The following is a 1,350-nucleotide window of genomic DNA, read 5'->3' as shown; positions in this document are numbered from 1 at the left end:
AGCCCGCACTTCGCCAATACTTTTTCCGTTATGCGACATTTTACGTGAACATAGATAAATTCTATATTAATAGAGAAAATCCGCTTAAAAACTAAAATACTTCTAAAAGCGCTGAAATGATTAATAGTTTAAAAATATTGCAATTAACTAGAATATTTCTAATAATAATCGTTACATTTTTTGTGGGTGCAATTCACCAAAGAATTTCAAATATTGAAAAAAATCAAATCCAAAAAATTAAAATTCTTACTGAGCAAAATAAAATTTATAAAAAACTTTCCCATCCTAAATATTTAACTGAAAAAGAAATTTTTGAAAATCAAAGAATCATAGATATTACAGATGAAAATTTGAATAATATTAAGGAAGACAAAATTGGCGAAAACGGTTATTTATTAATAATGATTGCAGCAATCTTTGTTCTATGGAAACTTAATAAGTTGCTTCTAAACAAAATAGAAAATATAAAAAACGTCGCATAACAGTGTATTGGCAAAATGCGGGGTTAAATATAAAGTAGAAAAAGTAGAAATATTTATCCGCCGCTGCTTTTCATATTGTTTTTTTATTTAATTTTAACAATCTGAAAAAGCATCGGCTTCACGCAGTCGAAATTGAACTTTTCGTCCAATTTAGCCCGCACTTCGCCAATACTTTTTCCGTTAGGCGACATTTTGTGAGCACAGTTCCCAATAGAAAAATTTGTTTAAATTACCAAAATTTGGTAACTTTGAATTAAGAATTAAAAAAAATAAATAAAATGGGACGAAATACATCTGTTTCTTTGGGAAATTATTTTGAAGATTTTGTTGATAATAAAGTCTCTCAAGGAAGATATAAAAATGCAAGTGAAGTCATTAGAGCTGGTTTAAGACTTTTAGAAGAAGAGGAAAATAAGGTTCAGATTTTGAAAAATGCAATTCAAGAAGGAATTGATAGTGGAATTGCAGTAGGTTTCAATCCAAAACAACATTTAGAATCTTTAAAAGCCAAAATGAAAAGTAATGGCTAATTATTTATTGACAAATAAAGCTGTGGAAGATCTTTCTAAAATTTATGAATACACATTCGAATTTTGGTCAGAAAATCAAGCGGATAAATACTATGAAGATTTGATAGATTTTTGTCAACTTCTCGCTGAAAATCCAAATATTGGAAAAAATTACTCTGAAATTGACAAGGAATTTTATGGATTTCTAGCGAACAAGCATATAATTTTCTACAGAATTCTAAGTCAAACAGAAATTGAGGTAGAAAGAATTCTTGGAGCTGAAATGGATTTAAAGAAACGAATCAAAGAATAAAAAAAACTACGCCTAACATTGTATTGGCAAAATGCGGGGTTAAATA

3 protein-coding genes are annotated in these 1,350 nt (G+C 28.3%); all 3 read left to right on the top strand.

Going from position 1 to position 1,350, the window contains the following annotated elements:
* The first annotated feature begins 116 nt into the window (after positions 1–116).
* Positions 117–482, top strand: a complete 366-nt coding sequence (locus AC5XHR_RS13705; RefSeq protein ID WP_495951341.1) for a hypothetical protein — start codon at positions 117–119, stop codon at positions 480–482.
* A 278-nt stretch (positions 483–760) separates the two neighbouring features.
* Positions 761–1,012: a type II toxin-antitoxin system ParD family antitoxin gene (locus AC5XHR_RS13700; protein WP_495951340.1), complete on the top strand. Its 252-nt coding sequence runs from the start codon at positions 761–763 to the stop codon at positions 1,010–1,012.
* Positions 1,005–1,304, top strand: coding sequence for a type II toxin-antitoxin system RelE/ParE family toxin (locus AC5XHR_RS13695; RefSeq protein WP_495951339.1), 300 nt, complete (start codon positions 1,005–1,007; stop codon positions 1,302–1,304). The genes AC5XHR_RS13700 and AC5XHR_RS13695 overlap by 8 nt, the downstream gene beginning before the upstream one ends.
* The last annotated feature ends 46 nt before the right edge of the window (positions 1,305–1,350 follow it).

The organism is Kaistella sp. CFF1-2, assembly GCF_059509915.1.
This window is presented reverse-complemented; position numbering and strand designations above follow the sequence as displayed.

Bases quoted from the DNA above. Each gene is read 5' to 3' on its own strand.
- AC5XHR_RS13695 (WP_495951339.1), top strand. From the start codon at position 1,005: ATGGCTAATTATTTATTGACAAATAAAGCTGTGGAAGATCTTTCTAAA.
- AC5XHR_RS13705 (WP_495951341.1), top strand. From the start codon at position 117: ATGATTAATAGTTTAAAAATATTGCAATTAACTAGAATATTTCTAATA.
- AC5XHR_RS13700 (WP_495951340.1), top strand. From the start codon at position 761: ATGGGACGAAATACATCTGTTTCTTTGGGAAATTATTTTGAAGATTTT.